Below are 25,037 nucleotides of genomic sequence, written 5' to 3'. Positions count from 1 at the left end.
TCCTCGGCCGCCTGCCAGTCAATAGCCCAATAAAGCGGAATGCCATTATGTCTGATCTGAAAACTGCCGCTCTCGAATACCATGAGAAGCCCCGTCCAGGTAAGTTGAGCGTCGAGCTCACCAAGCCCACCGCCACTGCCCGTGACCTGTCTCTGGCCTACAGCCCGGGTGTTGCCGAGCCAGTGCGCGAGATCGCCCGCGATCCGGAGCTTGCCTACCGCTACACCGGTAAAGGCAACCTGGTAGCAGTCATTTCCGACGGCACCGCGATCCTCGGTCTGGGCGACCTGGGTCCGCTGGCGTCCAAGCCGGTCATGGAAGGCAAGGGCGTGCTGTTCAAGCGTTTTGCCGGTGTCGACGTATTCGACATCGAAGTCGATGCCGAGAGCCCGCAGGCCTTCATCGACACCGTCAAGCGGATCTCCATCACCTTTGGCGGCATCAACCTGGAAGACATCAAGGCACCCGAGTGCTTCGAGATCGAGCGCGCCCTGATCGAGCAGTGCGACATCCCGGTTTTCCACGATGACCAGCACGGCACGGCGATCGTCACTGCCGCCGGCATGCTCAACGCCCTGGAAATCGCCGGCAAGACCCTGCCCGAGGCCAAGATCGTCTGCCTGGGCGCTGGCGCTGCCGCCATCTCCTGCATGAAACTGCTGGTAAGCATGGGCGCCAAGGTCGAGAACATCTTCATGATCGACCGCAAGGGCGTGATCCACGCCGGTCGCGACGACCTGAACCAGTACAAGGCGGTATTCGCCACTGAAACCACCAAGCGCACCCTGGACGACGCACTGACCGGTGCTGACGTATTCGTCGGCCTCTCCGGCCCGGATCTGCTGAGCGCCGAAGGCCTCAAACTGATGGCGCCGAATCCGATCGTGTTTGCCTGCTCCAATCCGGACCCGGAAATTTCCCCTGAATTGGCTCACGCCACCCGCGATGACGTGATCATGGCTACCGGTCGCTCCGATTACCCGAACCAGGTCAACAACGTACTGGGCTTCCCGTTCATCTTCCGTGGTGCGCTTGACGTGCGTGCCACGCGCATCAACGAAGAGATGAAGATCGCCGCTGCCAACGCCCTGCGCGAGTTGGCCAAGCTGCCGGTGCCCCAGGAAGTCTGCGACGCCTATGGCGGCATCGCCCTGACGTTCGGCCGCGAGTACATCATTCCCAAGCCGATGGACGTCCGCCTGATCAACGTGGTGTGCGATGCCGTTGCCAAGGCTGCGATCGAAAGCGGTGTGGCGACCCTGCCGTATCCGAAGCACTACCCCCTGAAATCGGTCGATGACGTGTTCAAAGGCTGATTGCCCAGCAGGCAATGAAAAACCCGCTCCGGCGGGTTTTTTTATGTCGTCATGTCGCGTTTCGGTTAGCTGTGTGTGGCAAGCACGGGGTGCGCCAGGTGAATGCCGAGCCGGCTCGGCAGACAGTGCCAAGCCGCACGCGAGGCGCCGCTGCGCCTCGCGTGCGGTCGTTCAGAACAGATCGATAGGCGCGGCTTCGTCGGCCGGTAATGGGCTGCCTGGAGCGCCCGTTCCCGGGGCGAACTCGCTCATCGGTGGTGGCGAATCTTCGCTCTTGAACAGCTCGAAGTAGGCATCCGGCGTGCCCGGCGCCGCGGCGCGGCCGCTGTGTGGGTCGACGCGCAGAGTGAGGATGCCGTCGGGCTCTGCCGGTGCGTGGTTGGGTTTGTCCTTGAGGGCGGCACCCATGTAGCTCATCCAGATCGGCAGTGCCACGGTGCCGCCATATTCGTTACGGCCCAGGCTTTCCGGCTGGTCGAAGCCCGCCCACACGGTGGTCACGTAGTCGGCGTTGTAGCCGGAGAACCAGCTGTCCTTCGACTCGTTGGTGGTGCCGGTCTTGCCTGCCAGATCGGTTCGCCCCAGGGCCATCGCGCGACGGCCGGTGCCTCGCTTGATCACGTCCTGCAGCATGCTGGTCATGATGTAGGCGGTGCGTTCGTCCAGGATGCGCTCGGCGGTTGCCGGTTCAGGCGCCTCCGGCAGTTGTTCCGGTTTGGCCTCTTCCGGATTCATCACGCCTTCCTCGTTGACCGGCGGTGGTACTTCGGGCTTCGCGGCATCCGGTACGGTGGGCGGGTTGGCGATGAACAGCGGGTCGCCGTGGCGATTGTCGATGCGCTGGATCAGGTAAGGCTGAACCTTGTGCCCGCCATTGGCGAACGCTGTCCAGCCGGTGGCAATCTCCATGGGCGTGAGGTTGGCCGTGCCAAGCGCCAGGGACAAATTGCGCGGCAGGTCCTGGCGATTGAATCCGAAGCGTTCGATGTAGCTCAGGGTCTGCTCGATACCCATGGCTTGCAGCAGGCGAATGGATACCAGGTTGCGCGACTTGTAGAGCGCCTCGCGCAGGCGGATCGGGCCGAGGAAGGTGTTGTTGTCGTTCTTGGGTCGCCAGACCTGGTCCATGTAGTCGTCGACGAACACGATGGGCGCATCATTGAGCAAGCTTGCGGCCGTGTAGCCGTTGTCGAGCGCGGCGCTGTAGATGAATGGCTTGAAACTCGAGCCCGGCTGGCGTTTGGCCTGAACGGCGCGGTTGTAGTTGCTCTGCTCGAAAGAGAAGCCCCCGACCAGGGCGCGAATGGCGCCATTCAACGGGTCCAGCGACACCAGCGCGCTCTGGGCGCTGGGCAGTTGCACGAAGCGCAGGCTGTTGTCTTCCTGGCGCTGCACGCGGATCAGGTCGCCGATCTGCACCACGTCAGCCGGTTGCTGTGGGCGTGGCCCCAGGCTGTTGGTGTTGAGGAAGGGGCGGGCCCATTTCATGCTGTCCCAGGACACCGCTTCCTCGGTTCCCTGGCGTGTCAGCACGAGGATGCCGCTCTTCTCGACCTGGGTGACGATGGCTGGGTCAAGCCCGCCGCGGGTGCCCTGCTTGGCGAGCTCGGCCTGCCAGGTTTCCCGGGTCATGCCCGGCAAGCGGCTTTCCGGGCCGCGGTAGCCGTGGCGCTGGTCGTAGTCTATCAGGCCGTCGCGCAGGGCCTTGTTGGCCATCTGCTGCAGGTCGCTGGGCACCGTGGTCGTGACATTGAAACCCTGGGTATACGCGTCGCTGCCGTAACGCCCGACCATCTCGGCACGGGCCATTTCCGCCACGTAGGGCGCGGGGAGTTCCGGGGTCGCCACGTGATAGCTGGCATCCACCGGCTCGGCGAGGGCTGTCTCGTAGCGGGCCTGATCGATACGGCCGAGGCGGTGCATGCGGCCAAGAATCCAGTCGCGACGCTCCTTGGCGCGGGTCGGGTTGGTCAGCGGATTGAATGCCGAAGGTGCCTTGGGAAGACCGGCTATCGTCGCAAGCTGGGAGAGGCTCAAGTCTCGGATGGATTTGCCGTAATAGACTTGAGCGGCGGCTTCGATCCCGTAGGCCCGGTGGCCCAGGTAAATCTTGTTGACATAGAGCTCGAGAATCTCGTTCTTGCTCAGCTCGCGCTCGATCTGCAGGGCCAGGAGGATTTCGGTGATCTTGCGCGAGAAGCTGCGCTCGCTGGTCAGGAAGAAGTTTTTTGCCACCTGCATGGTGATGGTGCTGCCGCCCGATTGAATTTGCCCCGTTTTCAATAATTGCGTGGCAGCGCGCATCAGGCTCGTAAGATCAACGCCATAATGATTTGCGAAGTTATCGTCTTCCGCGGCAAGCAGGGCGTTGGTGAAGTCGGCCGGAATATCGGCGAATGCGATGGGTGAGCGGCGCATTTCTCCGAATTCGGCGATCAGCTTTCCGTCGCTGCTGTAGACGCGAAGCGGAATCTGCAGCTCTATGCTGCGCAGGGCATCGACAGAGGGTAGAGTCGGGCTCAGGTAGAGGAAGGCACCGCTGAGGCTGAGTACTAGCGCACAAAAAACAGCGATCACGGACCAGCAGAAAAACTTCAGCAAACGCATCAAGATTTTTGGATTTCCAGATAAAAGAATGAGTTAAGCGGAAGACAAGGCGAAAAGGCAAAAACTGATCACATTATAAGCGTTTTTTTTGCTGGGTAGCCATTTGCGCTTCTGTCAAGTCTGCTATTTAATGTGGAAAAACATAAATCATCCGTAAGTTATGGATGTGAATAGGAAATCGGTCGTGCTAGGGCTCTTCAGTAAGAAAGCGAATACGCTTTTGGGGATCGATATAAGTTCGACCTCCGTCAAGCTCCTCGAATTGAGTCGCTCAGGAAGCCGCTACAAGGTAGAGGCTTACGCTGTCGAGCCGCTCCCCGCCAACGCTGTAGTCGAGAAAAACATCGCCGAACTCGAGGGCGTGGGGCAGGCGCTTTCGCGTTTGCTGACCAAGGCGAAGACCAACGTGCGCACGGTGGCGGTGGCCGTTGCCGGTTCGGCGGTGATTACCAAAACCATCGAGATGGAGGCGGGTTTGTCCGACGACGAGCTGGAAAACCAGCTCAAGCTCGAGGCTGACCAGTACATTCCCTATCCGCTGGAAGAAGTGGCGATCGACTTCGAGGTCCAGGGCGTTTCCCTGCGCAACGCCGAGCGCGTCGAAGTGCTGCTGGCGGCGTGCCGCAAGGAAAACGTCGAGGTTCGCGAAGCTGCCCTGGCACTGGCCGGTCTGACCGCCAAGGTCGTGGATGTAGAAGCCTATGCGCTCGAGCGCGCCTACAACCTGCTGGCCGAGCAGCTTGGTGGCGCGCATGAGGAACTGACCGTGGCAGTGGTCGACATCGGCGCGACCATGACCACGCTCAGCGTGCTGCACAACGGGCGCACCATCTACACCCGCGAGCAGTTGTTCGGTGGCCGTCAGTTGACCGAAGAGATTCAGCGCCGCTATGGCCTCTCCGTCGATGAAGCCGGCCTGGCCAAGAAGCAGGGCGGCCTGCCCGACGATTATGAAAGTGAAGTGCTGCAGCCATTCAAGGATGCCCTGGTACAGCAGGTGTCCCGTTCCCTGCAGTTCTTTTTTGCGGCTGGCCAGTACAACGATGTGGACTACATCCTGCTGGCGGGCGGTACTGCCTCGATCCCGGACCTTGATCGCCTGATTCAACAGAAGATCGGTACCCAGACCCTGGTTGCCAACCCATTCGCTGACATGGCCCTGAGTGGCAAGGTCAATGCGGGAGCGCTGGCCAGTGACGCGCCGGCGCTGATGATTGCCTGCGGCCTGGCGATGAGGAGTTTCGACTGATGGCGCGGATTAACCTCCTTCCCTGGCGCGAACAGCTGCGTGAAGAGCGCAAGCAGCGCTTCCTGGTATCCCTGGGCGGCCTGCTGATCGCTTCTGCGGCGCTGATCTTCCTCGGCGACCAGTACCTGAATGGCGAAATCGAGAACCAGCAGGCGCGCAATGATTACGTGCGTAAGGAAATTACTGTGCTGAACACGCGCATCGCGGAAATCAGCGAGCTGCGTACGCGGCGCCAGCAGTTGCTCGAACGGATGAAAATCATCCAGGACCTGCAGGGCAATCGCCCGATCATCGGGCGCGTGTTCGACCAGTTGGTGCGAACCCTGCCCGATGGCGTGTATTTCACTGGTGTGAAAATGACCGGTAAGAGTATTGCAATCGTTGGGGCGGCTGAATCCAACAGCCGGGTTTCCGCTCTGATGCGTGACATGGATGCGTCCGACTGGCTGGCATCGCCCAACCTGACCGAGGTGAAGGCAGTGACCGCCGGTGCCGTCGATCAGGCCAACACCTTCCAGCTGACCGTGCAGCAAGCGCAACCGGTCAAGCAAGGCGCGGAGGTCAAGCCATGAGCCTGAACGATTCCCTGGCGAGCCTGCGCAAGATCGATATCAACGACCTGGACCTCAACAATGTCGGCTCCTGGCCGGCGGCAGCCAAGGTCATTGCCGGTATGCTCGCCGTCATACTGGTACTCGCCCTTGGCTACAACTTTCATTTGAAAGATCTGCAGTCCACCCTGGATCAACAGCGCCTGGACGAGGAAAACCTGAAGCAGGAGTTTTCTTCCAAAGCATTCCAGGCCGCGAACCTCGAAGCCTATCGTGAGCAGATGAAAGAGGCGGAGGTGTCGTTCGGTGCCCTGCTCAAGCAGCTGCCGAGCGATACGGAAGTGCCGGGCCTGCTCGAGGACATTACCCGTATCGGCCTGGACAGCGGTCTGGAGTTCGAGGAAATCAAGTTGTTGCCCGAAGCCACCCAGCCGTTCTATATCGAATTGCCGATCCAGATCCAGGTCGTCGGCGGCTACCACGACCTGGCGACCTTCGTCAGTGGCGTCGCCAGCCAGCCACGCATCGTGACGCTGCACGATTTCGAACTGGTTCCGGCCGAACAGGGCGCGACGTCCAAATTGCGCATGAGCATTCTCGCCAAGACCTATCGCTACAACGACAAGGGGGCACAACCATGAAACGTGTCTTCCTGCCCTGCTTGCTGCTGCTTGGCCTGACTGGCTGTGGCGGCGGTGACTTCAGTGATCTTCAGGCCTACATGGATGAGGTCAGAGCTCGGCCGAAAGGCCAGATCGAGCCTCTTCCCCAGCCTGAACCGTACGAAAGCTTCACTTACAGCGCGGCGGCATTGCGCAGCCCCTTCCAGCCGCCGGTGAAAGTCGACCTGGTCAGCCGGACAAAGGGAAGCAAGGAAATCAAGCCGGACGAAACGCGCGTCAAGCAGTTCCTCGAAGGCTTCAACATCGAGCTTTTCGAGATGGTCGGCACGCTGGCCAATGATAATGGCTCGTTCGCGCTGGTCAGTGGTGTCGGTGGTGTTCATCGCGTCAAGGTTGGGGATTACCTGGGGCGCAATGAAGGCCGGATCGTCGCCATAGACAGTGCAAAAATCGATGTGGTCGAAATCGTCCCCGACGGTGATGGTGGCTGGCTCGAGCGCCCACGAACCCTCACTCTGAAGGAGCGCTCCTGAGGAGCGAGGTGAACCATGAAAAGAAATAACCGGTCTGCCAAACGGAACCCAAGCATGAACAGCTCTCTCTCTCGCCTAAGCATTTCGGTGTTGGTGGCTCTGCTCTCTCCAGTCGCACTGGCCGCCAACCTCCAGGCGCTGGATGTGGCTGCTCTGCCGGGTGACCGCGTAGAGCTGAAATTGTCCTTCGATGAGCCGGTAACGGCGCCCCGTGGCTACACCATCGAACAGCCGGCGCGCATCGCGCTGGACCTGCCGGGCGTATCCAACAAGCTGGGTGTCAAGAACCGCGAGCTGGGTATGGGCAATGCTCGCAGCGTTACCGTGGTCGAGGCCAAGGACCGCACCCGGTTGATCATCAACCTGACCAACCTGGCGCCGTACAACACCCGTACCGAAGGCAACAACCTGTTCGTGCAGGTCGGTACCGGCGTTGCCACTACAGCCCCGGCAACCGCCACGGCTGCGGCGCCGACTGCCGCCCGCGCTGTTACGGCAGCGGCCACGCCCGTCGCAGCACCGGCCGCCCCGAAGGTGTTCGGCGCGATGAACAAGTCGATCAGCAACATCGACTTCCAGCGCGGCGAGCAGGGTGAAGGCAACATCGTCATCGATTTGTCCGATGCTTCGGTCAGCCCGGACATCCAGGAGCGCGGCGGCAAGATCGTCCTCAATTTCAATCGCACTCAACTGCCGGAAGCGCTGCGCGTGCGCCTGGATGTGAAGGATTTCGCGACCCCGGTGCAGTTCGTCAGCGCCAGCGGCACGGGTGATGACGCGAGCATCGTCATCGAACCGGTCGGCGCCTACGACTACCTGGCCTACCAGACCGAGAACAAGCTGACGCTCAGCGTCAAGCCACTGACCGAGGAAGACGCCGAGAAGCGTCAGGCCGAGCGTTTCGCCTACACCGGCGAGAAGCTGTCGCTGAACTTCCAGGACATCGACGTGCGTTCGGTGCTGCAGCTGATTGCCGACTTCACCGACCTCAACCTGGTCGCCAGTGACACCGTGGCCGGCAATATCACCCTGCGCCTGCAGAACGTGCCATGGGACCAGGCGCTGGACCTGGTTCTGAAAACCAAGGGCCTGGACAAGCGTCAGGTTGGCAACGTGCTGCTGGTGGCGCCCGCAGAAGAAATCGCGGCCCGTGAACGTCAGGAGCTAGAATCGCAAAAGCAGATCGCCGAACTGGCGCCGCTGCGTCGCGAGCTGATCCAGGTCAACTACGCCAAGGCCGAGGACATGGCCAAGCTGTTCCAGTCAGTGACCAGTGCCAACGGTGGCGTGGCCGATGACCGTGGTTCGATCACCGTCGACGAGCGTACCAACAGCATCATTGCCTATCAGACCCAGGAACGCCTCGACGAGCTGCGCCGCATCGTGGCCCAGCTGGATGTGGCGGTGCGTCAGGTGATGATCGAGGCGCGTATCGTTGAAGCCAACGTCAACTACGGCAAGTCCCTTGGCGTCAGGTGGGGCGGCGCTGCAACGGGCGGCAACTTCAGCCTTTATGGCAAGGATGGCGCCACGACCTTCGAGGATGGTCAGGCGTTCCTGCCAGGTACCAGCACCATTGGTAACTTCGAGGCCGAAGACGGCACCGCGCCTGTCCCGTTCGTGGACATGGGCGTGGCCAACAGCACATCCGGTATCGGCATCGGCTTCCTGACCAACAACATCGTGCTGGATCTGCAGCTTTCCGCCATGGAGAGTTCCGGTAACGGTGAAATCGTTTCCCAGCCCAAGGTCGTAACCTCGGACAAGGAGACGGCGAAAATCCTCAGAGGTCAGGAAATCCCCTATCAGGAAGCCAGTTCGAGTGGTGCCACCTCCACCTCGTTCAAGGAAGCAGCGTTGTCCCTGGAGGTGACCCCACAGATCACTCCAGACAATCGCATCATCATGGAAGTGAAGGTGAACAAGGACTCGGCTGACTACGAACGTGCAATCGCAGGCGGCGCGCCGCCCATCAACAAGAACGAGGTCAACGCCAAGGTTCTGGTCTCCGATGGCGAGACCATCGTGATCGGCGGTGTGTTCGAAAACGCCCAGAGTAAAGCCGTCTCCAAGGTGCCATTCCTCGGGGATGTCCCCTACCTGGGTCGCCTGTTCCGCCGCGACATCGTTACCGACAACAAGACCGAGTTGCTGATTTTCATCACGCCGCGCATCATGAACAGTCAAGCGGTGGCCGTGAGTCGGTAATTAGTGCGTAATCTGATCCTTGTTGGCCCGATGGGCGCTGGAAAAAGCACCATCGGGCGCTTGCTTGCCAAAGAGTTGCGGTTGCCATTCAAGGACTCCGACAAGGAGATCGAACAGCGTACCGGCGCAGATATTCCCTGGATTTTCGATGTCGAGGGCGAGCAGGGTTTCCGCGAGCGTGAGCAGGCGGTCATCTGCTCGCTGTGCGAAGCGGATGGGCTGGTCCTGGCGACGGGCGGCGGTGCGGTCTTGAGGCCGCAAAACCGCCTGGCGCTAAGGGCGGGCGGCAGGGTCATCTACCTGCATGCATCGGTTGAGCAGCAGATCGACCGCACCGCGCGTGACCGTAATCGTCCACTGCTGCGCACACCTAACCCCGGTCAGGTGCTCGCCGATCTGCTGGCGATTCGCGATCCGCTGTACCGGGAAATCGCCGATGTGATCATCGAAACCGACGAGCGTCCGCCTCGCATGGTCGTTCAGGAAATTCTCGAACGGCTGGAAGCGCTGGCGCCGCGTTAATGCCAGGGCCGAACTGCGTTATCCTAGAGCCCTTTTCAAACGGGGGCTCCATGCAAACACTTCATGTCGATCTCGCTGAGCGCAGCTACCCCATCCACATAGGCGCGGGCCTGTTGGGGCGTGCTGATCTGCTTACGCCGCATATCGTGGGTCGTCAGGTGGCCATCGTCACTAACGAAACCGTCGCCCCGCTGTACCTGGCCGAGCTGGAGGCGACTCTGGCAGATTATCGGGTCACCTCGATCGTGTTGCCCGATGGTGAGGCGTTCAAGAACTGGGAAACCCTGCAACGAATCTTCGATGGTTTGCTCGGTGCCCGCCATGATCGCCGCACGACGGTGATCGCATTGGGCGGCGGGGTAATTGGCGACATGGCCGGCTTCGCCGCGGCCTGCTATCAGCGCGGCGTGAACTTCATTCAGATGCCCACCACATTGCTGTCGCAAGTCGACTCGTCGGTGGGGGGCAAGACCGGCATCAACCACCCGCTGGGCAAGAACATGGTGGGCGCCTTCTACCAGCCCCAGGCTGTGCTGATCGATACCCGCAGCCTGGAGACGTTGCCGCAGCGCGAGCTATCGGCAGGGCTGGCGGAAGTGATCAAGTATGGTCTGATCTGCGACGAGCCCTTCCTCGGTTGGCTGGAAGACAACATGGCGGCGTTGCGCGGCCTGGACCAACTGGCGCTGACCAAGGCCATCGAGCGCTCCTGTGTCGCCAAGGCGCGTGTTGTAGGTGCCGACGAACGCGAAACCGGAGTGCGTGCCACGCTGAACCTGGGGCATACCTTCGGGCACGCCATCGAGACCCACATGGGCTATGGAGTCTGGCTGCATGGTGAAGCGGTAGCCGCCGGAACGGTGATGGCGTTGGAGATGTCTCACCGCCTGGGCTGGATCAACGCTGATGAGCGCGACCGCGGTGTGCGTCTGTTCATCGCCGCCGGCCTGCCTGTCGTGCCCCCGCAGGAAATGACCCCTGCGGATTTTCTCGAGCATATGGCGGTCGACAAGAAGGTGCTGGATGGCCAGTTGCGCCTGGTGTTGCTTCGCGCGATGGGCGAGGCGGTCGTGACCAGTGATTACCCGCGGGACATCTTGAGTGCCACCCTGGCTGCCGATTACCCGGCGTTGGTGGCTCGGCTTAACAATCAGTGAGTATTCAATGACCAGTCTGCACGCCGACGAAGCGTTTCTCGACCATTACCAGTTCACCCATGATCCCTTTGCGGCGCGGGTGCCCGGCTTCAAATTCTTCCCTGCGCAGCGCAAGCCGGTGCTGGGCCAGCTGCATCACCTGGCGCGCTACAGCAAGCTGGTGCTGGTGGTTGCCGGCCCCGAGGGCAGTGGCAAGACCCTGCTGCGCCAGGCGCTGGTCGCCAGCACCAACAAGCAGGCCGTGCACAACGTGGTGGTTTCCGCCCAGGGCGCTGCCGACCCGGCGACGCTGATGCGGCATATCGCCCAGGGCCTCAACACCCAGCAGACGGACCGCGCGGCGTTGCTCGCACAGGTTGGCCAACTGTCGCTGACCGGGCAGGAAGTCTATCTGCTGATCGACGATGCCGAGGAGCTCAGCGAAGCGGCGCTGGAGGCATTGCTGGTGCTGGCCCAGGGCAATGCTGACGGTCGTCCCCATGTGTTCCTGTTTGCCGATACCGACCTGATCGGACGCCTGGATGCCCTGGCCGGTGCCGAAGAAGCGTTTCACATCATCGAATTGCAGCCTTATGCCGAAGATGAAACCCGTGAGTACCTGGCGCAGCGTCTCGATGGCGCGGCGCAAGGTATCGAGTTGCTCTCCGATGACCAGATCGAACTGATTCACGATCGTTCAGGCGGCTGGCCGGGTGAGATCAATCGTGTGGCGCGTGACGTGCTGATCGATGCCATGGCGTCGCGTCGCGGCGCGGCGAAGGGCGCTGGCTTTTCCTTCAGCCTGCCGAAGAAGCACCTGCTGGCGCTCGGCGTGGTGGGCATCGGCGTGGTCGCTGCGTTACTGATGCAGGGGCGCTCGGACTCCACGGACGCTCCGGCCCCCCAGGCGCAGCTGCCGCTCGATGCGGTCGAGCAGCCGCAACAGCAGCCGAATGCACCGGCGCAGCCACCTGAGGCCGAAGTCGGCGCTGATGGCCGACCCGCCATCGAATTCGCTGGCAATAATCAGCCATTGCCGCTGCCGCTGGTGGGCCAGTCGCAGCCGGTCATACGTCAGCCGCTGGCCCAGGCGGCGGGGGAGACCGATGGCGAAGCCAATGTCGAGTTGCCCGACCCGGTGACGAGCACGCCGGTGACCGTTCCGCCGACTGCTGCACAACCCGCGCCTGCACCCGCTACGCCGGCCCCGACACCCGCTCCGGCCGCCACGCCAACGCCGCAGCCATCGGCGCCCATTGCCCAGCAGCCCAAACCGGTCGAGCAACCCAGGCCGGCGCCGGCACCCGTGCCAACCACCCGGCCAGCACCGGCGCAAGCCCCCGCAACCGCGGATGCCACCCAGGCCAACAGCTGGTACGCGACGCAGTCCAAGAGCCACTACACCCTGCAGGTGCTTGGCACCAGTACGGAAAGCGCTGCGCGTGCCTTCGTCAGCCAGAACGGCGCGCAGTATCGATATTTCAAGAAGATGCACCAGGGCAAGCCGCTTTTCGTCATCACTTATGGTAGCTTTGCCAGCCGTGACGCCGCCCAGGCAGCCGTGAAGACCCTGCCCGCCAAGGTCCAGGCCGGCAAGCCGTGGCCGAAAACGTTCGCCAGCGTTACCCAGGAGATGGCGCGCTAGGAGAGAGGTCAGGCCCGTCATGCCCATGCAGTCCCTGCATGCGTGACGGGCGATCTTTCATTTTTGCGACATTTTATTCCTGTTTTTCGTCACATTGTTCTTTGTGACGCTTATCTCGCTATGTACAATGACCTCCGTTTGCCTGCGCAAAGCTGGGCGCCCCGACCTGCGCGCGGGGTAATTGATTTGATTAGAAAGAAAAATGCCGAGTAAGGCAGTCTGGTGAGAGTCCCCTATGAAAGCAGGTTTGTACCGTCCTGATGAGTTCAAGGATAACTGCGGCTTCGGCCTGATCGCGCACATGCAGGGTGAGGCCAGCCATCACCTGTTGCAGACGGCGATAGAAGCACTGACCTGCATGACCCACCGTGGCGGTATCAACGCCGACGGCAAGACGGGTGACGGTTGCGGTTTGCTGATTCAAAAGCCCGATCTGTTTCTGCGCGCAGTCGCCCGCGACACCTTTGGCGTCGAATTGCCCAGGCAGTATGCCGTTGGCATGGTGTTCCTCAATCAGGATGACACCAGGGCCGATGCTGCCCGCGACAACATGAACCGCGAAATCGAGGCGGCCGGCCTGACCCTGGTCGGCTGGCGCAAGGTGCCGATCGACACCAGCGTACTTGGCCGCCTGGCCCTGGAACGTCTGCCGCAGATCGAGCAGGTGTTCATCAGCGCCGATGGCCTGAGCGATCAGGACTTCGCCATCAAACTGTTCTGCGCCCGTCGCCGTTCCTCGGTGGCCAATGCCGCGGACAGCGAGCACTACATCTGCAGCTTCTCGCACAAGACCATCATCTACAAAGGCCTGATGATGCCGGCCGACCTGCAGCAGTTCTACCCGGACCTGGGTGACGAGCGCCTGCAGACCGCCATTTGCGTTTTCCACCAGCGTTTCTCCACCAATACCCTGCCGAAGTGGCCGCTTGCCCAGCCGTTCCGTTTTCTGGCCCACAATGGCGAGATCAACACCATCACCGGCAACCGCAACTGGGCCCAGGCACGCCGCACCAAGTTCGAGAACGGGCAGATCCCCGCCCTCGATGAGCTCGGCCCGCTGGTCAACCGCGTGGGCTCCGACTCCTCGAGCATGGACAACATGCTCGAGCTGATGGTCACCGGCGGTATCGACCTGTTCCGTGGCGTGCGCATGATCATTCCGCCAGCCTGGCAGAACGTCGAAACCATGGACGCCGACCTGCGCGCGTTCTACGAATACAACTCCATGCACATGGAACCCTGGGATGGCCCGGCTGGCGTGGTGCTGACCGATGGCCGCCACGCCGTGTGCCTGCTCGACCGCAACGGTTTGCGTCCGGCGCGCTGGGTGACCACCACCAATGGTTACATCACCCTGGCGTCGGAAATCGGCGTGTGGAATTACCAGCCCCAGGACGTCGTCGCCAAGGGCCGTGTAGGGCCGGGGCAGATCCTCGCCGTCGATACCGAAACCGGTCAGGTGCTCACCACCGACGACATCGACAATCGCCTCAAGTCCCGCCACCCTTACAAGCAGTGGCTGCGCAAGAGCGCGTTGCGTATCCAGGCGACCATGGAAGACAACGACCATGGTTCGGCCTTCTACGAGGCCGATCAGCTCAAGCAGTACATGAAGATGTTCCAGGTCACCTTCGAGGAGCGTGACCAGGTGCTGCGCCCGCTCGCCGAGCAGGGCCAGGAAGCGGTCGGCTCGATGGGCGACGACACACCGATGGCGGTGCTGAGCCAGCGCGTGCGCTCGCCGTACGACTACTTCCGTCAGCAGTTCGCGCAGGTCACCAACCCGCCGATCGACCCGCTGCGTGAAGCCATCGTCATGTCGCTGGAGATCTGCCTCGGTGCCGAGCGCAACATCTTCGAGGAGTCGCCGGAACATGCCTCGCGGGTGATCCTCAGCTCGCCGGTGATCTCGCCGGCCAAGTGGCGCACGCTGATGAACCTGGAACGCCCGGGTTTCGAGCGGCAGATCATCGACCTCAACTACGACGAGTCGATTGGCCTGGAAGCGGCCGTGCGCAACATGGCCGACCAGGCCGAAGAAGCGGTTCGCGCCGGCAAGGTGCTGCTGGTTCTGACCGACCGTCACATCGCGCCCGGCAAACTGCCGGCGCATGCCGCGTTGGTCACTGGCGCGGTGCACCATCGCCTGACCGAGACCGGCCTGCGTTGCGACTGCAACATCCTGGTGGAAACCGCCACTGCCCGCGACCCGCACCACTACGCGGTGCTGATCGGTTTCGGTGCGTCGGCGGTCTATCCATTCCTGGCCTATGAAGTGCTGGGCGACCTGATTCGCACCGGTGAAGTGCTGGGCGACCTGTACGAAGTGTTCAAGTATTACCGCAAGGGCATTTCCAAGGGGCTATTGAAGATCCTTTCGAAGATGGGTATTTCCACCGTCGGTTCCTACCGCGGCGCCCAGCTGTTCGAGGCCGTCGGCCTGGCCGACGAAGTCACCGAGCTGTGCTTCCGTGGTGTGCCGAGCCGCCTCCAGGGCGCGCGTTTCGTCGACCTGGAAGCCGAGCAGAAAGCCCTGGCGGGCGAAGCCTGGAACAACCGCAAGGCCATTCAGCAGGGCGGCTTGCTGAAGTTCGTCTATGGCGGCGAGTACCACGCCTACAACCCGGACGTGGTCAACACCCTGCAGGCAGCGGTCAAGCAGGGCAGCTACGAGACCTTCAAGGAATACACCAAACTGGTGGACACCCGCCCGGTGTCGATGCTGCGTGACCTGTTGCAGGTCAAGCTCGCCGACCAGCCGCTGAGCCTGGATGAGATCGAGCCGCTGGAGTCGATCTTCAAGCGTTTCGACGCCGCCGGTATCTCCCTGGGCGCGCTGTCGCCAGAGGCGCATGAAGCCCTGGCCGAGGCGATGAACCGCCTTGGTGCGCGTTCCAACTCCGGCGAAGGCGGTGAAGACCCGGCGCGCTACGGCACCATCAAGAGCTCGAAGATCAAGCAGATCGCCACGGGCCGCTTTGGCGTGACCCCGGAATACCTGGTCAATGCCGAAGTGCTGCAGATCAAAGTCGCCCAGGGTGCCAAGCCGGGCGAAGGCGGCCAGCTGCCAGGTGGCAAGGTGAACGGTCTGATCGCCAAGCTGCGCTATGCGGTGCCAGGTGTGACGCTGATCTCGCCGCCGCCGCACCACGACATCTACTCGATCGAAGACCTGGCGCAGCTGATCTATGACCTCAAGCAGGTCAACCCCAGCGCGCTGGTGTCGGTCAAGCTGGTGTCCGAAGCGGGCGTCGGCACCATTGCCGCCGGTGTGGCCAAGGCCTACGCCGACCTGATCACCATTTCCGGTTACGACGGCGGCACCGGCGCTTCACCGCTGAGTTCGATCAAATATGCGGGTTCGCCGTGGGAACTGGGCCTGGCGGAAACCCACCAGACCCTGCGCGGCAACGACCTGCGCGGCAAGGTACGGGTGCAGACCGACGGCGGCCTGAAAACCGGCCTCGACGTGATCAAGGCCGCCATCCTCGGTGCCGAGAGCTTCGGCTTCGGCACCGCGCCGATGGTCGCCCTGGGCTGCAAGTACCTGCGCATCTGCCACCTGAACAACTGCGCCACCGGCGTGGCGACCCAGAACGACAAGCTGCGCAAGGATCACTTCATCGGCACCGTCGACATGGTGGTGAACTTCTTCACCTTCGTTGCCGAGGAAACCCGCGAGTGGCTGGCCAAGCTGGGCGTGCGCAGCCTGGGCGAGCTGATCGGCCGCACCGACCTGCTGGACGTGCTGCCGGGCGAAACCGCCAAGCAGAACAACCTGGACCTGACCCCGCTGCTCGGCAGTGATCACATTCCGGCGGACAAGCCGCAGTTCTGTGAGGTTGACCGCAACCCGCCGTTCGACCAGGGCCTGCTGGCCGAGGAAATGCTGGCGATGGCCAAGTCGGCGATCGACAGTGCCAGTGGCGGCGACTACGCGCTGGATATCTGCAACTGCGACCGCTCCATCGGTGCCCGCGTCTCCGGCGAAATCGCCCGGGTGCATGGCAACCAGGGCATGGTCAAGGCGCCGATCACCTTCCGCTTCAAAGGCACTGCCGGGCAGAGCTTCGGGGTGTGGAACGCCGGCGGCCTGAACCTGTACCTCGAAGGCGACGCCAACGACTACGTCGGCAAGGGCATGACCGCTGGCAAGCTGGTGATCGTGCCGCCGAAGGGCAGCCCGTTCAAAACCCAGGACAGCGCCATCATCGGCAACACCTGCCTGTACGGTGCCACCGGCGGCAAGTTGTTCGCTGCCGGCACCGCGGGCGAGCGTTTCGCGGTGCGCAACTCCGGCGCCCATGCGGTCGTGGAAGGCGTGGGCGACCACTGCTGCGAATACATGACCGGCGGTTTCGTCTGCGTGCTGGGCAAGACCGGCTACAACTTCGGTTCCGGCATGACCGGCGGCTTCGCTTACGTGCTCGACCTGGACAACAGCTTCTACGACCGGGTCAACCACGAACTGGTGGAGATCCAGCGCATCAACAACGAGTCCATGGAGGCCTATCGTAGCCACCTGGAGCGTGCGCTGGCCGAGTATGTCGAAGAGACGTCGAGTGAATGGGGTCGCAACCTGCTGGATAACCTGGACGATTACCTGCGCAAGTTCTGGCTGGTGAAACCCAAGGCTGCGAACCTCAAGTCGCTGCTCTCCAGCATCCGCGCAAACCCCCAATAAAGCAGCTTCAAGCGGCGAGCCCTGACAGCAGGGTTGGTCGCTCAATGTGATTGTCTTGCAGCTTGCCGGCCATGGCCGGCGGCTGCTGCTAAGAGGTTTATGACATGGCTGAACGTCTGAATAACGACTTCCAGTTCATCGAAGTCGGGCGCAAAGACCCGAAGAAGAAGCTGCTGCGTCAGCGCAAGAAAGAATTCGTCGAGATCTACGACACCTTCAAACCGGCTCAGGCCGGCGAGCAGTCGCACCGCTGCCTGGGCTGCGGCAACCCGTACTGCGAATGGAAGTGCCCGGTGCACAATTTCATTCCCAACTGGTTGAAGCTGGTTTCCGAGGGCAACATCCTGGCGGCCGCCGAACTCAGCCACCAGACCAACACCCTGCCGGAGGTCTGCGGCCGCGTGTGCCCGCAGGATCGTCTCTGCGAAGGTGCCTGCACCCTCAACGACGGTTTCGGGGCGGTGACCATCGGCTCGGTGGAGAAGTACATCACCGACACCGCCTTCGCCATGGGCTGGCGCCCGGACATGTCCAAGGTCAAACCGACCGGCAAGCGTGTCGCGGTGATCGGTGCCGGCCCGGCCGGTCTGGGCTGTGCCGACGTGCTGGTGCGCAATGGCGTGGCCCCGGTGGTGTTCGACAAGAACCCGGAAATCGGTGGCCTGCTGACGTTCGGCATTCCCGAGTTCAAGCTGGAAAAGAGCGTGTTGAGCAATCGCCGCGAAGTCTTCACCGGCATGGGCATCGAATTTCGCCTGAATACCGAGATCGGCAAGGACATCACCCTGCAGCAGTTGCTGGATGAGTACGATGCCGTGTTCATGGGCATGGGCACCTACACCTACATGAAGGGTGGCTTCCCGGGTGAAGACCTGCCAGGTGTCCATGATGCACTGGATTTCCTGATCGCCAACGTCAACCGCAACCTTGGTTTCGAGAAGGCGCCGGAAGATTTCGTCGACCTCAAGGGCAAGCGCATCGTCGTCCTCGGCGGTGGTGACACCGCGATGGACTGCAACCGCACCTCGATCCGCCAGGGTGCCAAGGCGGTGACCTGCGCCTATCGTCGCGACGAAGCGAACATGCCGGGCTCGCGCAAGGAAGTGAAGAACGCCAAGGAAGAGGGCGTGAAGTTCCTCTTCAACCGCCAGCCCATCGCCATCGTCGGCGAGGACAAGGTCGAGGGCGTGAAAGTGGTCGAGACCCGTCTCGGCGAGCCGGACGCTCGTGGTCGTCGCAGTCCCGAGCCGATTCCGGGCTCCGAGGAAATCATCCCGGCGGAAGCCGTGCTGATCGCCTTCGGTTTCCGTCCGAGCCCGGCGCCGTGGTTCGATGACTTCGACATCCGTATCGACACCCAGGGCCGTGTGGTGGCGCCGGAAAAGGCTACCTTCAAGCACCAGACCAGCAACCCGAAAGTGTTCGCCGGCGGCGACATGGTGCGTGGTTCTGACCTGGTGGTCACCGCCATCTACGAAGGTCGTAACGCGGCGGAAGGGATTCTCGACTACCTCGGTGTCTGATTCATCCGCTTCCCGACGAGGCCGGCGCATTGCCGGCCTCGTCGTATCTGCACCTTTGCTGACCTGAGGCAATGCGCCGCGTTTTCACCGCCCATACCTTACCTCCAGTGCATTTCTCCGGAGGTTCCCATGCTCACCACTGCCATCTTCCCCTCCCGTTACGTACAGGGCCGTGGGGCGCTCGAACAGCTCGGCTTCGAGCTGTCGCGTTTCGGCAGCAAGGCGCTCGCGCTGCTCGACCCGTTTGCCGACGATCACCTGGGCGGCGTGGTGGAAAGTAGCTGTGCCGGGCAGCTCGACTGCCAGCGCGTGCGCTTTGCGGGGGAGTGCAGCGACGAGGAAATCATCCGCCTGGTGACCCTGGCGCGGCAGGTTGGGCCCGAGGTGATCCTTGGCATCGGTGGCGGCAAGGCGCTGGATACCGCCAAGGCCCTTGCCTATGAACTGCGCCTGCCCGTGGCGGTGGTGCCTACGCTGGCCTCCAGCGACGCCCCCTGCAGTGCGCTTTCGGTGATCTACACCGCAGAGGGCGCCTTCAAGCGGTATCTGGTGCTGCCGCGCAATCCCGACCTGGTGCTGGTCGACAGCCAGGTGATCGCCCAGGCGCCGGTGCGTTTTCTGGTGTCCGGTATGGGCGATGCCCTGGCCACCTGGTTCGAGGCCGAGGACTGCCGCCTCAGCGGCGCCGCCAACCTGACCGGCCGCCAGGGGCCGCGTACCGCCCACGCGCTGGCGCGTTTCTGCTACGACACCTTGCTCGAATATGGCCTCCTGGCCCTGCAGGCCTGTCGCCAGCAGGTGGTGACGCCAGCGCTGGAGCACATCATCGAAGCCAACACCTTGCTGTCCGGCCTGGGTTTCGAAAGTGGTGGCCTGGCGGCTGCCCATGCCATTCACAACGGCTTTACCGCTCTCGAAAAGACCCATGGCTATTGGCATGGTGAGAAAGTCACGTTTGGCGTGCTGAGCATGCTGATGCTGCGCGACAGCGAGCCGAAGCTGATCGATGAGGTCTACGGCTTCTGCCAAACCGTCGGCCTGCCCGTCACGCTGGCTGACATCGGGCTTGCCGATGCCAGCGACGCCGACCTGCTGCGCGCTGCCAGACTGGCTTGCGCCGCCGGTGAAAGCATCCACAACGAGCCCTTCGCGGTGGATGCGCAGAGCGTGCTGGCCGCCATGCGCACTGCGGATGCGGAGGGGCGTCGACGCAAGGCGGCCTAGCCGCGCACCTTCTCTGCCTGCGGCACGGCGTCCCACGCCGTGCCTTTTGGTGCCTGCTCTGCGACAATGTGCACACTTTTTGCTCACCGCTTCTGCCCGGGAAAGCCCATGACTGCCTTGAAGAACGACCGATTCCTGCGTGCCCTGCTCAAGCAGCCCGTCGACGTCACGCCGGTGTGGATGATGCGTCAGGCCGGTCGTTATCTGCCGGAATACCGGGCCAGCCGTGCCAAGGCGGGCGACTTCATGAAGCTGATGATGAACCCCGAGTTCGCCTGTGAGGTGACCCTGCAGCCGCTGGACCGATATCCGCAACTGGACGCGGCCATCCTGTTCTCCGACATCCTCACCATCCCCCATGCCATGGGCCAGGGCCTGTATTTCGAGACGGGCGAAGGCCCGCGCTTTCACAAGGTGATCAGCAGCGCGGCGGATGTCGACGCACTGCCGATTCCCGATCCCGAAAAGGACCTGGGCTATGTCATGGATGCGGTGCGTACCATCAAGTCGGCGCTGGGCGGCCGGGTACCCCTGATCGGTTTTTCCGGCAGCCCCTGGACCCTCGCCACGTACATGATCGAGGGCGGCTCGTCGAAGGACTTTCGCAAGTCCAAGGCGATGCTCTACGACAACCCCGAGGCCATGCACGCGCTGCTCGACAAGCTGGCGCAGTCGGTCACGGCCTACCTCAATGGGCAGATCCGCGCCGGCGCCCAGGCGGTGCAGATCTTCGATACCTGGGGCGGCAACCTGTCGTCAGCGGCCTATCAGGCGTTCTCCCTGGCTTACATGCAGAAGATCGTCGATGGCCTGATCCGCGAGCATGACGGGCGCAGAGTTCCGGTCATCCTGTTCACCAAGAACGGCGGGCTGTGGCTGGAGTCGATGGCGGCAACCGGCGCCGACGCGCTGGGCCTGGACTGGAGTTGCGACATCGGCGAGGCGCGCCGCCGCGTCGGCGCCCAGGTGGCGCTGCAGGGCAACATGGACCCTACCGTGCTGTACGCCAAGCCGGCGGCCATTCGGGCCGAGGTGGCGCGCATCCTGGCCAGCTACGGCAGCGGCAGCGGCCATGTGTTCAACCTGGGCCATGGCATCACCCCGGAAGTCGACCCGGCCCACGCCGGTGCCTTCCTGGAAGCCGTGCACGAGATGTCAGCCCAGTACCACCGCTGATCGCCGTCACTGCGTCTGCGGCTTGCCGCGTGGCTGGCGCAGGCGGATGGTGATCAGCGTGTCATCCTCGCCGTGCTCGAACTGGGCATCCACCGGCTTTGGTTTGCCCTTGAGCAGGGACGGATTGCCGGAAAAACCGACCGGTTCGAGCGGAATACCGCGCGGGCTCAGGTCCAGCCTGCCGTTGCCGTTGCTGTCCTGGAACAGCTGCAGGGCGAATCGCCCCGGCGGCACGCCGCCCATGATCAGTTGTTCTCCACTACCTTGCAGCGCCTGCAGGCTCGGCTCCCAGCTTTTCTGCCCGGCCGGCACCAGTGCCACGTACAGCGTGGCCTCGCTCTGATTGCCCTCGACACGGATCAGCAGGTCACCCGCCTGGGCCGACAAACAGCCAGACAGGAGAACCACTGCGCATACCTTGCAGCGTTTGGTTACGATTTGAAGAATTCTCTGTGGCATAATCCGCCTATTTTGCAGGGATTGGCATTCAAATGCGCCGGGTTCTCGTCGTTCACTTCTCACAGACTGGCCAATTGAACCGCGTGGTGCAATCGGTCTGTGCGCCGTTGCAGGCGAGCGATGGCGTGCAGGTGGATTTCCTGGCGCTGCAGCCGGCCAAGCCGTTTCCCTTCCCGTGGCCGTTTCTCGGCTTCTTTCGCATTTTCCCCGAAACCGTGCTGATGAAGCCGCAGCCACTGCTGCCGCTGGCGGTCGACGCGAGTCTGGATTACGACCTGATCATCCTGGCTTACCAAGTGTGGTTCCTGTCGCCGTCGCTGCCGTTCACCAGTTTTCTCGCCTCCCCCGAGGCCGCGCGCCTGTTGCAGGGCAAACCGGTGGTGACCCTGATCGGCTGCCGCAACATGTGGCTGATGGCCCAGGAAAAGGTCAAGGCACGGCTGCAAGCCCTCGGTGCGCGGCTGGTCGACAACGTGGTGCTAACCGATGCCTGCGGCACCGCCGCGAGTTTCCTGGCAACCCCGCTGTGGATGTTCACCGGCCGGCAGAAACCCTACAGCTGGGTGCCGCGCGCCGGCATCGACGAGGCGGAGATGGCCGCTGCCAGCCGTTTCGGCGCCGCCATGGCGACCCGCCTGCTGGCCGACGATCTTGCCATCGATCGGCCGATGCTCAGGGGCCTTGGCGCGGTGAAGGTGGACGAAAAGCTGATTGCCAGCGAGAAGGTCGGTAATCGCAGCTTCACCCTGTGGAGCCGCTTGCTAAGCGCGCTCGGCCCGCAGCAAAGCAGGCGCCGTGGCGCCGGGCTGGTGGTATACATCGTGTTCCTGATCTGCCTGATCGTGACCGTGGTACCGATCACTGCCCTGTTGAAAAAGTTGTTGGCCCCGCTGTTCAAGGCGCGAATCCAGCGTGAAAAGGCCTATTTCGCTGGCCCGTCCGGCGAATGATGTAACCGAGGTAGTCCCGTGGCATCACCTGTATTCATCAACCGCATCAGTGCGTTCCTGCCCCATGACCCGGTCGACAACGAGCAGATGGAAGCGCGTCTCGGTCTGGTCGGCGGCAAGCCGTCGCGTGCCCGCAAGCTGGTGCTGCGCCGTAACGGCATCCAGCAGCGCCATTACGTGATCGACCCGCACAGCGGTGAGCCAAGCATGACCAATGCGCAGCTCAGCGCGGCGGCGATTCGCGGGCTTGCGGGGCCGGGCTTTGCGCTGCAGAGCCTGGATTGCCTGGTCGCCAGCACCTCGTCGCCCGACCAGGTGATGCCCGGCCACGCGGTGATGGTGCACGGCGAGCTGGGCAATCCGCCCTGCGAAGTAGCGACCACCGCAGGTATCTGCCTGTGTGGGATGACCGCGCTGAAGTACGCCTGGATGAGCGTGGCCAGTGGCGAAAGCCGCAATGCGGTGGCCTGTGGCTCCGAGGTCGCCTCGACGCTGATGCAGGCGCACAACTTCAACGCCGAATACGAAAGCCGCGTCGAGGAGCTGGAAAACCACCCGGAAATTGCCTTCGAGAAGGATTTCCTGCGCTGGATGCTGTCCGACGGTGCCGGCGCCGTGCTGCTCCAGGATCGCCCCAACGCCAGCGGCCTGAGCCTGCGGGTCGACTGGCTGGACATCCTCTCGTTCGCCGACCAGATGCCAGCCTGCATGTATGCCGGCGCCGAAATGGAAAACGGCAACCTGCGCGGCTGGAGTCGTTACGACGCCGACGAGCGCGCGCGGCAGTCGGTCATGGCGGTCAAGCAGGACGTCAAGCTGCTCAACGACAACATCGTCAAGTACACCGTGGAAGAGGCGCTGCGGCGCATCATGGCGCGCCGTGAACTGCGCGTGGAGGACATCGACTGGTTCCTGCCGCATTATTCCTCGGAGTTCTTCCGGGATCGTCTGGCCGTGGGCCTGGCCAATGTAGGGCTGCCGATCCCGGCCGAGCGCTGGTTCACCAACCTGACCCGCAAGGGCAATACTGGCGCGGCGTCGATTTTCATCATCCTCGAAGAACTGTTCAATGGCGCACAGCTGCGCAGTGGCCAGACGCTGCTCTGTTACGTACCGGAAAGCGGGCGCTTTTCCAGTGCCTTCATGCACCTCACGGTGGTCGGCAATGAAGCTTGACGAGGTACCCCAGGACCACAGTTCCACCTATGGCGGCCACAGCAAGCTGGTCTACGCCGTGGACGCCAGCGGCCATTATCAGGGCACCCAGAGCGATGGCTGGGAGCCGGAAGCCTATGCCACGCAGCTGGCGGTAGCCGAGCTGGAAACCCAGGAGGCCGAAGCCGAGGCTGCCTGGCGGCGCGGCGAGCTGTCGCCGTTGAAGTGCCTGATGTACCGCTACCGTATGGATGAGCCGGCACTGGCGCAGATCGCCGGGCTCTGGCAGTGGCGCGTGCGGCGGCATTTCCGACCGGATATCTATCGGCGCCTGAGCCCCGCGCTGCTGGCGCGCTACGCCGAGGCGTTCGGCCTGCCTGTCGATGAACTGCGGCGCTACCAGAAGGAATTGCCATGAACGCATTCGAGCACCGCCAGAGCGCCCATTGCGAAAGCGGTGTGATGGCCAGCCTGCTGACCCATGCCGGCCTGCCGATGAGCGAACCGATGGCCTTCGGCCTGGCGTCCGGGCTGGCCTTCGCCTACCTGCCGATCATCAAGCTCGGCGGCATGCCGCTGATTGCCTACCGCATGCCGCCCCGACACCTGATCAAAACCTTGAGCAAGCGCCTCGGCGTGCGCCTGACCAGTCGCACCTTCGCCAATCCCGAGCAGGGGCGCATCGCGCTGGATCAGGCGCTGGACAACGGCCGCCTGGCCGGGCTGCAAAGTTCGGTGTTCTGGCTACCGTACTTTCCGCCGGAGATGCGTTTTCACTTCAACGCCCACAACCTGCTGGCCTACGGCCGCGAGGGCAACGAGTACCTGCTCAGCGATCCGGTGTTCGAGGCGCCGGTGCGCTGCGCCGCTGAAGACCTGCAAAAGGCGCGCTTCGCCAAGGGCGCCCTGGCAGCCAAAGGGCTGATGTACTACCTGGACGATGTATCGCCAGAGCAGGATTGGCAGCGCCTGATTCGCACCAGCGTGCTTTCTACCGCGCGCATCCTCGACGGCATGCCGCTGCCGTGGATCGGCATCCGTGGCATCGGCCACCTGGCCAGTCGTGTCGAAGCACTCGACCCGGCCAATACCAAGTACAACCGCCTGTACCTCACCCACATCGTGCGCATGCAGGAAGAAATCGGCACCGGTGGTGCGGGGTTCCGCTTCATGTATGCGAGCTTTCTGCAGGAGGCCGGCGAGAAACTTGGCGACGCCACGCTGCAGGAAGCCTCGGTGCGCATGACCGCGGTGGGCGATGACTGGCGGCAGTTCGCCTCGGCCTGTGTGCGGGCCAGTCGCAGCAAGGGCGAGGCGCCGGACTTCAGGCCGATCGCCGACAGGCTGCGCGGCATCGCCAGCCAGGAACGGGTGTTGATGAAGGAACTGGGCGCCTGGGCCAAGCGCAAGGGCTAAGTTAGCGCTGCAGGAAGGCAGAGGCGGCCTGTTGTAGGGTGGACGACGCTTCATCCGTCC

The 25,037-nt window shown here is 62.8% G+C and carries 19 protein-coding genes; 17 read left to right on the top strand and 2 right to left on the bottom strand.

Translation table 11 applies throughout. The annotated features are described in order from the left end of the window. Positions 1-47 precede the first annotated feature (47 nt). Entirely contained in the window at positions 48-1,316 is a 1,269-nt protein-coding gene (locus tag ACZ0AV_RS12035; RefSeq protein WP_499151237.1) for a malic enzyme-like NAD(P)-binding protein, read from the top strand. A 171-nt stretch (positions 1,317-1,487) separates the two neighbouring features. Here the strand turns inward: ACZ0AV_RS12035 and ACZ0AV_RS12030 are convergent, their stop codons facing one another. Then, the gene (locus tag ACZ0AV_RS12030) at positions 1,488-3,923 is read right to left on the bottom strand and encodes a penicillin-binding protein 1A (protein WP_499151236.1); all 2,436 of its coding nucleotides are present in this window, start codon (positions 3,921-3,923) and stop codon (positions 1,488-1,490) included. Between the two features lie 184 nt (positions 3,924-4,107). On the opposite strand from ACZ0AV_RS12030, the gene ACZ0AV_RS12025 reads away from it, so the two are divergent. The 12 genes from ACZ0AV_RS12025 (at position 4,108) to hemE (ending at position 20,997) form a co-directional block, all read left to right on the top strand. Further along, a complete protein-coding gene (locus tag ACZ0AV_RS12025; protein ID WP_499151235.1) occupies positions 4,108-5,172 on the top strand; it encodes a pilus assembly protein PilM in 1,065 nt (354 codons plus the stop codon). Continuing rightward, positions 5,172-5,744 (top strand): PilN domain-containing protein, encoded by a 573-nt coding sequence (locus ACZ0AV_RS12020; RefSeq protein WP_499151234.1) that lies wholly within the window; start codon positions 5,172-5,174, stop codon positions 5,742-5,744. The genes ACZ0AV_RS12025 and ACZ0AV_RS12020 overlap by 1 nt, the downstream gene beginning before the upstream one ends. Further along, the gene (gene pilO, locus ACZ0AV_RS12015) at positions 5,741-6,364 is read left to right on the top strand and encodes a type 4a pilus biogenesis protein PilO (protein WP_499151233.1); all 624 of its coding nucleotides are present in this window, start codon (positions 5,741-5,743) and stop codon (positions 6,362-6,364) included. Before ACZ0AV_RS12020 ends, pilO begins: the two co-directional genes overlap by 4 nt. Continuing rightward, positions 6,361-6,879: a type 4a pilus biogenesis lipoprotein PilP gene (pilP, locus tag ACZ0AV_RS12010; RefSeq protein WP_499151232.1), complete on the top strand. Its 519-nt coding sequence runs from the start codon at positions 6,361-6,363 to the stop codon at positions 6,877-6,879. The genes pilO and pilP overlap by 4 nt, the downstream gene beginning before the upstream one ends. 54 nt (positions 6,880-6,933) lie before the next feature. Further along, a complete protein-coding gene (locus tag ACZ0AV_RS12005; protein WP_499151231.1) occupies positions 6,934-9,087 on the top strand; it encodes a type IV pilus secretin PilQ in 2,154 nt (717 codons plus the stop codon). Positions 9,088-9,090: 3 nt separating this feature from the next. Continuing rightward, positions 9,091-9,609: a shikimate kinase AroK gene (gene aroK, locus ACZ0AV_RS12000; protein ID WP_499151230.1), complete on the top strand. Its 519-nt coding sequence runs from the start codon at positions 9,091-9,093 to the stop codon at positions 9,607-9,609. 50 nt (positions 9,610-9,659) lie between these two features. Beyond that, entirely contained in the window at positions 9,660-10,766 is a 1,107-nt protein-coding gene (gene aroB, locus ACZ0AV_RS11995; RefSeq protein WP_499151229.1) for a 3-dehydroquinate synthase, read from the top strand. A gap of 7 nt (positions 10,767-10,773) precedes the next feature. Beyond that, a complete protein-coding gene (locus ACZ0AV_RS11990; RefSeq protein ID WP_499151228.1) occupies positions 10,774-12,390 on the top strand; it encodes an SPOR domain-containing protein in 1,617 nt (538 codons plus the stop codon). A gap of 235 nt (positions 12,391-12,625) precedes the next feature. Continuing rightward, positions 12,626-17,074: a glutamate synthase large subunit gene (gltB, locus tag ACZ0AV_RS11985; RefSeq protein ID WP_499151227.1), complete on the top strand. Its 4,449-nt coding sequence runs from the start codon at positions 12,626-12,628 to the stop codon at positions 17,072-17,074. A 104-nt stretch (positions 17,075-17,178) separates the two neighbouring features. Further along, positions 17,179-18,597: an FAD-dependent oxidoreductase gene (locus ACZ0AV_RS11980; protein WP_499151226.1), complete on the top strand. Its 1,419-nt coding sequence runs from the start codon at positions 17,179-17,181 to the stop codon at positions 18,595-18,597. 129 nt (positions 18,598-18,726) lie between these two features. Further along, a complete protein-coding gene (locus ACZ0AV_RS11975; protein ID WP_499151225.1) occupies positions 18,727-19,821 on the top strand; it encodes a glycerol dehydrogenase in 1,095 nt (364 codons plus the stop codon). A 108-nt stretch (positions 19,822-19,929) separates the two neighbouring features. Beyond that, positions 19,930-20,997: a uroporphyrinogen decarboxylase gene (hemE, locus tag ACZ0AV_RS11970; RefSeq protein ID WP_499151224.1), complete on the top strand. Its 1,068-nt coding sequence runs from the start codon at positions 19,930-19,932 to the stop codon at positions 20,995-20,997. Positions 20,998-21,003: 6 nt separating this feature from the next. Here hemE and ACZ0AV_RS11965 read toward each other — a convergent pair whose 3' ends face one another. Further along, entirely contained in the window at positions 21,004-21,405 is a 402-nt protein-coding gene (locus tag ACZ0AV_RS11965) for a DUF2141 domain-containing protein (RefSeq protein ID WP_499151223.1), read from the bottom strand. A gap of 83 nt (positions 21,406-21,488) precedes the next feature. Here ACZ0AV_RS11965 and ACZ0AV_RS11960 point away from each other — a divergent pair, with 83 nt between their 5' ends. Genes ACZ0AV_RS11960 through darH form a run of 4 tightly spaced genes read left to right on the top strand, consistent with a single transcriptional unit; the run spans position 21,489 to position 24,977 of the window. Next, positions 21,489-22,406 carry a dialkylresorcinol condensing enzyme gene (locus ACZ0AV_RS11960; protein WP_499151222.1) on the top strand — a complete coding sequence of 306 codons (918 nt, stop codon included), beginning with the start codon at positions 21,489-21,491 and terminating at the stop codon, positions 22,404-22,406. Between the two features lie 18 nt (positions 22,407-22,424). Further along, positions 22,425-23,582, top strand: coding sequence for a beta-ketoacyl-ACP synthase III (locus ACZ0AV_RS11955; RefSeq protein WP_499151221.1), 1,158 nt, complete (start codon positions 22,425-22,427; stop codon positions 23,580-23,582). Then, positions 23,572-23,979: a DarG family dialkylresorcinol biosynthesis protein gene (locus tag ACZ0AV_RS11950; RefSeq protein ID WP_499151220.1), complete on the top strand. Its 408-nt coding sequence runs from the start codon at positions 23,572-23,574 to the stop codon at positions 23,977-23,979. The genes ACZ0AV_RS11955 and ACZ0AV_RS11950 overlap by 11 nt, the downstream gene beginning before the upstream one ends. Continuing rightward, positions 23,976-24,977, top strand: coding sequence for a BtrH-related acyltransferase DarH (darH, locus tag ACZ0AV_RS11945; protein ID WP_499151219.1), 1,002 nt, complete (start codon positions 23,976-23,978; stop codon positions 24,975-24,977). The genes ACZ0AV_RS11950 and darH overlap by 4 nt, the downstream gene beginning before the upstream one ends. Positions 24,978-25,037: the final 60 nt, after the last annotated feature.

The organism is Pseudomonas sp. AC532 (assembly GCF_979258965.1).
Note: the sequence above shows the minus strand (reverse complement) of the source record. Positions and strands in the feature narration are given on the sequence as shown.

What these genes read in the sequence shown, in the direction of transcription:
- ACZ0AV_RS12035 (WP_499151237.1), top strand. Translation starts at nt 48, where the DNA reads ATGTCTGATCTGAAAACTGCCGCTCTCGAATACCATGAGAAGCCCCGT.
- hemE (WP_499151224.1), top strand. Translation starts at nt 19,930, where the DNA reads ATGACTGCCTTGAAGAACGACCGATTCCTGCGTGCCCTGCTCAAGCAG.
- ACZ0AV_RS12030 (WP_499151236.1), bottom strand. Translation starts at nt 3,923, where the DNA reads ATGCGTTTGCTGAAGTTTTTCTGCTGGTCCGTGATCGCTGTTTTTTGT.
- ACZ0AV_RS11980 (WP_499151226.1), top strand. Translation starts at nt 17,179, where the DNA reads ATGGCTGAACGTCTGAATAACGACTTCCAGTTCATCGAAGTCGGGCGC.
- darH (WP_499151219.1), top strand. Translation starts at nt 23,976, where the DNA reads ATGAACGCATTCGAGCACCGCCAGAGCGCCCATTGCGAAAGCGGTGTG.
- aroB (WP_499151229.1), top strand. Translation starts at nt 9,660, where the DNA reads ATGCAAACACTTCATGTCGATCTCGCTGAGCGCAGCTACCCCATCCAC.
- gltB (WP_499151227.1), top strand. Translation starts at nt 12,626, where the DNA reads ATGAAAGCAGGTTTGTACCGTCCTGATGAGTTCAAGGATAACTGCGGC.
- pilP (WP_499151232.1), top strand. Translation starts at nt 6,361, where the DNA reads ATGAAACGTGTCTTCCTGCCCTGCTTGCTGCTGCTTGGCCTGACTGGC.
- ACZ0AV_RS12020 (WP_499151234.1), top strand. Translation starts at nt 5,172, where the DNA reads ATGGCGCGGATTAACCTCCTTCCCTGGCGCGAACAGCTGCGTGAAGAG.
- ACZ0AV_RS11990 (WP_499151228.1), top strand. Translation starts at nt 10,774, where the DNA reads ATGACCAGTCTGCACGCCGACGAAGCGTTTCTCGACCATTACCAGTTC.
- ACZ0AV_RS12005 (WP_499151231.1), top strand. Translation starts at nt 6,934, where the DNA reads ATGAACAGCTCTCTCTCTCGCCTAAGCATTTCGGTGTTGGTGGCTCTG.
- ACZ0AV_RS11950 (WP_499151220.1), top strand. Translation starts at nt 23,572, where the DNA reads ATGAAGCTTGACGAGGTACCCCAGGACCACAGTTCCACCTATGGCGGC.
- pilO (WP_499151233.1), top strand. Translation starts at nt 5,741, where the DNA reads ATGAGCCTGAACGATTCCCTGGCGAGCCTGCGCAAGATCGATATCAAC.
- ACZ0AV_RS11975 (WP_499151225.1), top strand. Translation starts at nt 18,727, where the DNA reads ATGCTCACCACTGCCATCTTCCCCTCCCGTTACGTACAGGGCCGTGGG.
- ACZ0AV_RS11960 (WP_499151222.1), top strand. Translation starts at nt 21,489, where the DNA reads ATGCGCCGGGTTCTCGTCGTTCACTTCTCACAGACTGGCCAATTGAAC.